Annotated in this window: 8 protein-coding genes and 3 pseudogenes; 6 read left to right on the forward strand and 5 right to left on the reverse strand. The window is 39.5% G+C overall.

Annotated features, from left to right (window positions below; translation table 11 throughout):
* From ACFINW_RS09420 to ACFINW_RS09435, 4 genes and pseudogenes are all read left to right on the forward strand, one after another.
* Positions 1 to 353 (forward strand): annotated as a pseudogene (locus ACFINW_RS09420) (filamentous hemagglutinin); the annotation flags it as partial.
* Positions 350 to 751: a hypothetical protein gene (locus ACFINW_RS09425; protein WP_375674243.1), complete on the forward strand. Its 402-nt coding sequence runs from the start codon at positions 350 to 352 to the stop codon at positions 749 to 751. The pseudogene ACFINW_RS09420 and the gene ACFINW_RS09425, both read left to right, overlap by 4 nt.
* A gap of 66 nt (positions 752 to 817) precedes the next feature.
* Positions 818 to 1000 (forward strand): annotated as a pseudogene (locus tag ACFINW_RS09430) (filamentous hemagglutinin); the annotation flags it as partial.
* A gap of 170 nt (positions 1001 to 1170) precedes the next feature.
* A complete protein-coding gene (locus ACFINW_RS09435) occupies positions 1171 to 2322 on the forward strand; it encodes a tyrosine-type recombinase/integrase (RefSeq protein ID WP_375674244.1) in 1152 nt (383 codons plus the stop codon).
* 176 nt (positions 2323 to 2498) lie between these two features.
* Here the strand turns inward: ACFINW_RS09435 and ACFINW_RS09440 are convergent, their stop codons facing one another.
* Genes ACFINW_RS09440 through ACFINW_RS09455 form a run of 4 tightly spaced genes read right to left on the reverse strand, consistent with a single transcriptional unit; the run spans position 2499 to position 3726 of the window.
* Positions 2499 to 2711, reverse strand: coding sequence for a hypothetical protein (locus ACFINW_RS09440; protein ID WP_375641090.1), 213 nt, complete (start codon positions 2709 to 2711; stop codon positions 2499 to 2501).
* Positions 2704 to 2907, reverse strand: coding sequence for a hypothetical protein (locus ACFINW_RS09445; RefSeq protein ID WP_375630024.1), 204 nt, complete (start codon positions 2905 to 2907; stop codon positions 2704 to 2706). Before ACFINW_RS09445 ends, ACFINW_RS09440 begins: the two co-directional genes overlap by 8 nt.
* Positions 2840 to 3067 (reverse strand): hypothetical protein, encoded by a 228-nt coding sequence (locus tag ACFINW_RS09450; protein ID WP_375630023.1) that lies wholly within the window; start codon positions 3065 to 3067, stop codon positions 2840 to 2842. The genes ACFINW_RS09445 and ACFINW_RS09450 overlap by 68 nt, the downstream gene beginning before the upstream one ends.
* Positions 3064 to 3726, reverse strand: a complete 663-nt coding sequence (locus tag ACFINW_RS09455; RefSeq protein ID WP_375641091.1) for a lysozyme — start codon at positions 3724 to 3726, stop codon at positions 3064 to 3066. The genes ACFINW_RS09450 and ACFINW_RS09455 overlap by 4 nt, the downstream gene beginning before the upstream one ends.
* Before the next feature lie 161 nt (positions 3727 to 3887).
* Between ACFINW_RS09455 and ACFINW_RS09460 the strand changes: the two genes are divergently transcribed.
* The gene (locus tag ACFINW_RS09460) at positions 3888 to 4190 is read left to right on the forward strand and encodes a type II toxin-antitoxin system RelE/ParE family toxin (RefSeq protein ID WP_212113015.1); all 303 of its coding nucleotides are present in this window, start codon (positions 3888 to 3890) and stop codon (positions 4188 to 4190) included.
* Positions 4177 to 4497 (forward strand): addiction module antidote protein, encoded by a 321-nt coding sequence (locus ACFINW_RS09465; RefSeq protein WP_273783426.1) that lies wholly within the window; start codon positions 4177 to 4179, stop codon positions 4495 to 4497. The genes ACFINW_RS09460 and ACFINW_RS09465 overlap by 14 nt, the downstream gene beginning before the upstream one ends.
* 84 nt (positions 4498 to 4581) lie before the next feature.
* On the opposite strand, the pseudogene ACFINW_RS09470 reads toward ACFINW_RS09465, so the two are convergent.
* Positions 4582 to 5117: pseudogene (locus ACFINW_RS09470) on the reverse strand (late control protein); the annotation flags it as partial.

The following is a 5117-nucleotide window of genomic DNA, read 5'->3' on the forward strand; positions in this document are numbered from 1 at the left end:
AAGAAGGTGTTCACGGTATAGCCAACGAAAACACGACTATCAATCTCTATGGACCAGCCTTTAATGTTTTAGTTGCATCCGGTCTGTTAGGTTATGTGAGTGACGGCAAACAAACCATTGTTGGCTTTGATGGGAATAGATACGACTTTGTCAGCAGAATTATTGGCGGCAATGGCTATACCTACGAGACAATACCTGCTGGTAGTAACTGGTGGAAAGAATGGTGGAGAGTGGTCATGAATCCCATAAGTTCCCATACTTGTCTTGGAGATGCAGGTTATAAATGTAGATATGATTATGGTTCATCTCATCGTGAACAATTTCCTTTAAGTAAATCATGGAGTAAAAAATGAAACACATCGTAAAATTATTAAGTGCTGTAACTTTGTTAAGTATAGCTGGATGTCAGTTTAATAAGCCTCCTTCAGGATATTTGACTGCTTGGGAGAAACCGGGAGCAGATTTTACTGAGGTAGGAAAAGGCTTGTTAGAATGTGGTATGCCAACCCCTTATGATAAGGATCCAGAAAGCAGCAAGCTCAGTAATAATGCAATAGCAACAATTCATGCTTGTATGGTTCAATCAGGATTCCGCTATAAAGATGAAAGGGGGGGGTGGTGTGTAAACCATAAAGCCGAAAACCTTCCGATTTGTCGTCCAGGTGCTGTCATACCACAGCGCAGTGTCAAGAAGCGCTTAAACAGCCCGTTTTGTAAAAAGCATCCAGAACAATATGAATGCTATCCTTAAGTCTTGCTATTTGTGATGATCAACAATCTGCCATCCTTGCCTTCGCTTGGAATGGCGCGATTGTTTCCTCACGCACATTATTTAACGGATGAAGAAAAGCAGCATTTACAAGAGGGTGCTGATGGCAAGGTGCATGTGTCCTTTAATGGCATCTTTACTCCACCAGAGGAAGCCGCTGTTTATGCGATTCAACATGCGAAGGATAAAAATGAACCGCTTTATTTTGTTGTGTGCCCAGACGCGGCAAGCAGGGGCTTAGCAACAAGATTCAAAGTATATAAAGATGTGTAAGGGCGTATTGATGTCTATAGCTTTTTATGATTCAATAAAAAAGTAAGTATTAAAGAAAAAATCTCAAATCAGAAAATAAAGGTGGTCTAAAAGGTGGGCCAAAAAAGGTGGACGAGAGGGGGCGTTAAGTGAGGGCGATTCATCGGTTATCAGCATCATTCGTAAAGACGTCTCCGCAGGGTAAATATTGTGATGGGGCAGGGCTATGGTTGAATGTTCGAAAAGACAATACACGCTCTTGGTTTTTTCGCTATACGCACCACAATAAGCGCCGTGAAATGGGACTTGGTCCTGTTACGAAACTCTCTTTAAAAGAAGCGCACGAGCTTGCAAGATATTATAGTGATATTCTTAAAGAAGGCAATGATCCTATTGTCTTTCGAGAACAGACTATTTTAAAACAGCAAAGCAATATTTTTCAAGAAATTGCAAAAGCGGCTTTTGAAAGCAAAAAAGCAGAGTTGAAAAATGAAGGTAAAAACGGCCGCTGGTTTTCTCCACTAGAGTTGCACGTGATTCCACATATAGGTAATTTACCTATAGAAAAATTAACAGCCAATATCATTCGCAATGTTCTCGCACCCCTTTGGCATGAAAAAGCAGACACAGCGCGAAAAGCACTTAACCGTATCAATATTTGCTTGAAATATGCTGCGGCTCTTGGTTTAGATGTTGATCTACAGGCTTGTATGAAAGCACGCGCTCTTTTAGGAAAACCCCGTGCTACACCAACAAATATTCTTGCTATGCCATGGCAAGAAGTTCCGGCATTTTATCAGAGCTTGGATGATAATATCCTTTCAAATTTAGCACTGAAGCTCTTGATTTTGACTGGAGTACGGTCGTATCCATTGCGCTATTTGCGCCTTGAACAAATTGATAAAGATATATGGACGATACCCAAAGAAAATATGAAAGGTATTGTAGGGAAAGTTTCAGACTTTCGCGTGCCACTAAGTGATGAAGCTTTGAGAGTTATTGAAAAAACTCTCCCCTTTGAAAAGAATGGTTTTCTATTTTCTGGTCTTAAAGGCAACCCCATTTCTGATGCTACCATGGCAAAATATATGACAGTTTGCGGCTTAACTTATCGTCCCCATGGTTTTCGTTCAAGCTTACGGGATTGGATAGCAGAAACAACGTCAACACCGTTTGAGATTGCAGAAACGGTTCTTGCCCATTCAGTTGGGAGTTCAGTGACAAAAGCTTATATGCGAACGGATTTTTTAGAACAGCGACATGTTCTCTTGGAACAGTGGGCTTCATTTATAACAGGATAGAATTTTTACAATTACCTCTGCAGTGTTTTTTTTAGTTATTTTGACGAGAAATTTGATATGTCCAATTTTGTGAAAATAACAGTTTTAAATGTGTAAAGCTATTATTGATAGTCTCCATGAGACGAGCAAAATTAAGAAACCATTTTCTAAAGAATTTTGCGCGTCTCAGAGTATGTTTAGAGTCGGATATTTGGTTTTTGTGTAAAAATACTTACAAACGCATCCATAATACGTGAAAAATCAAGGGCTAATAAGAGTATAATGATTACAATCCATTTTGTATAACGTGACATCACTTTTATACTTTTGTAGGTCATGATAATTTCTTGAAGGATTTCTTTTTCTCCTTCTGTAAGCTCTGTATCGTCTTTTGTTTTTTTCTTAGCCATGTTTCCACCCACACACACGTTCGCCCTGCTTGTTATGCTTTAAGATATCTCTTGCTAAATTGGAACTGATGACGTTAACATCTTGCCTCTCTAAATAAATTGGCAACCAACCAACACAAGAGACATACTTATTTGTCCCGCAACCAACGAGAGAGAGCAGTACGCACATCAGTATCACTTTTCTGATTAACTTCATTTTCCACCTCCAGCCGTGTTGTTGCTGCTTTTAAGGTTTTTTCTGTTTGCTTTTGCTGTTCTGCCTTTTTTCCAAGGGTAAAAGCTTTTGCCAAAGCCATAAAAAAAGCGGCTAGAGCCGCGCCTATTAACAGCAGATTTCTTTTCATCCATAAGATCATAAACGGTGTTCCTGAAAACGTTTAGCAACAAAGAAAATGCCAGCACATGCGGCTAAAACCATAATGGTAGCAAATGCCCATTGCACTGGACCATTGCCTGCTAATAAGCCTCCAAGCCCTGAAAAAGAACCAATAACTGGTGCAAGAGCTTCAGCTTTAAAAAGTCCCGTTGGTGCTTGCGTTTCTACGGTTTGGTAGTTAGAGGAAACAAAAGCACCTTTCGCCCATAAGCCTGCTTCTGCTGCACGCCGGTGTGCGAGACCTTCAAGACGCTTTCCGCCTGCTTTGGTCCATTTCTGTAGCTCTGCAGGGACAGCTTCATATTCACCTTGATTGAGCTTTTTTAACAGTGTCGAGTTACAAAAGGCTGTTGTTCCTACATTATAGCAAAAGGAGACTAAAGCCGCGAATTGTTCATCTGTTAATGAAACTGTAACAGCGCGTTCAACAGCATTTTCAAATTGTCTTAAGTCTTGGCAAAGAAGTTCTTCTGCTTGCTTTTCAGTGATTGCCATGCCTTTATGAACAAAAGGTTTTCCAGCATTGTTTGTATGTCCATAACCTATTGTCCACACCCCAATGGCATCTTTATAGGCGTTTAAACGCAAACCTTCCCATTGTTTGATAAGTGCAAGTCCTTCTGATGATATTTTTCGCATATGCTTCTCCATAAAAAAAGCTCCGCAAAAAGCAGAGCTGGATTAAAAAAATTGACATCTTTCTCATTCGGAAAGATAGCTTGGTTAAGCTTCATGTCGCTTTTTCATTGGAACAAAAGAATGTATTTGACATTGTAATAATTGTATCTTATAAGTTACAAATGTTTACAGTATACAAAACAGAGCATTTTATAAAATGGCTAGATTCTTTAAAAGATGAGATTGCGCAAGCGCATATTGTTAAACGGATAGCAAGAATAGAAACGGGATTTCTTGGAAATGTAAAATTTTTCCGTGGAATTGGAGAGTTAAAAATACATCATGGTCCTGGCTATAGAATCTATTTTGTAAAACAAGGTAAACAAATCATTTTGTTATTAAATGCGGGTGATAAATCTACACAACAAAAAGATATCGAAAAAGCTCTTCAATTAGTAAAGGAAATGAAACATGGAAATTACTAAATTTGACACAAGTGAATATTTCAAGACACCTGAGACACAAAGGATTCTTTTAGAAGATGCTCTTGAAAGCAAAGATAGTAAGTATCTTGCCCATGCTCTTGGTATAATAGCGAAAAACCAAGGAATGAGTAAAATCGCCCAAAATACAGGGCTATCAAGAGAGTCTCTTTATCGTTCTTTAAGTGATAAAGGCGACCCACGGCTTTCTACTTTTCTCAGTGTTTTGAGTGCTTTAAATTTGCAGATTAGCTTAACGCCTATCCAAAATAATTGTAAGGAACAAGCAGCTTTAGAAGAAGCATCTTGACTACCTCCCCACCTTTAAAGATGGGGAAGGGAGGTATTTAAGCAATCTTTTAAATGAGGGGCTCTACATCTGGTTTATAACCTATCATGTATCCTCTTCGTCCATATGGATGACGCCTTCGCCTTCGTCGCATGCGTTAGGTGGGGCGTTTGGGTCAAGGGTATCATCTTTGTCTGGTGTGGTGTTTGCAACGTTTCCAGCTGTGTTTTCTTGGGCTTCATCAAAAAGCTCGCAATCTATTTTTGTAGTGTAACCACCCGTTTTATCAAGTTTGTGCTTAACACTTTTGATGCGCCATTCTGCTGGAATATAGGGGCGGAAAGGGGGCTCCTGAACAAGCTTTGCTTCTGCTTGTACAAAGGGATCACCACCAATATCACATGAGAAAGAAGATTTCCCACGAGATGATTTATTGCGATAAGCCGCAATGGCTGCAACAGCTTCTGATTGATTGTGGTAGGTATATTTGAGTTCATGAAACGGTGCGTTACCAACTTTGACTTCTTTTTTTTCACCAGTGCGGATGTCATGATAGTTTGCGATAACACCGCCTTTTTTCTCTTTGTCTTCTTCTTCTTTCTCAGGTGTTGTTTCTGCTTTTTCCGATTCAGATGATGATG

The organism is Bartonella sp. AA18HLJMS (assembly GCF_042197245.1).
GTDB lineage: Bacteria > Pseudomonadota > Alphaproteobacteria > Rhizobiales > Rhizobiaceae > Bartonella.

Coding starts and splice junctions, on each gene's coding strand:
- ACFINW_RS09425 (WP_375674243.1), top strand. CDS start 350: ATGAAACACATCGTAAAATTATTAAGTGCTGTAACTTTGTTAAGTATA.
- ACFINW_RS09440 (WP_375641090.1), bottom strand. CDS start 2,711: ATGGCTAAGAAAAAAACAAAAGACGATACAGAGCTTACAGAAGGAGAA.
- ACFINW_RS09445 (WP_375630024.1), bottom strand. CDS start 2,907: ATGAAGTTAATCAGAAAAGTGATACTGATGTGCGTACTGCTCTCTCTC.
- ACFINW_RS09450 (WP_375630023.1), bottom strand. CDS start 3,067: ATGATCTTATGGATGAAAAGAAATCTGCTGTTAATAGGCGCGGCTCTA.
- ACFINW_RS09455 (WP_375641091.1), bottom strand. CDS start 3,726: ATGCGAAAAATATCATCAGAAGGACTTGCACTTATCAAACAATGGGAA.
- ACFINW_RS09460 (WP_212113015.1), top strand. CDS start 3,888: ATGTTTACAGTATACAAAACAGAGCATTTTATAAAATGGCTAGATTCT.
- ACFINW_RS09465 (WP_273783426.1), top strand. CDS start 4,177: ATGGAAATTACTAAATTTGACACAAGTGAATATTTCAAGACACCTGAG.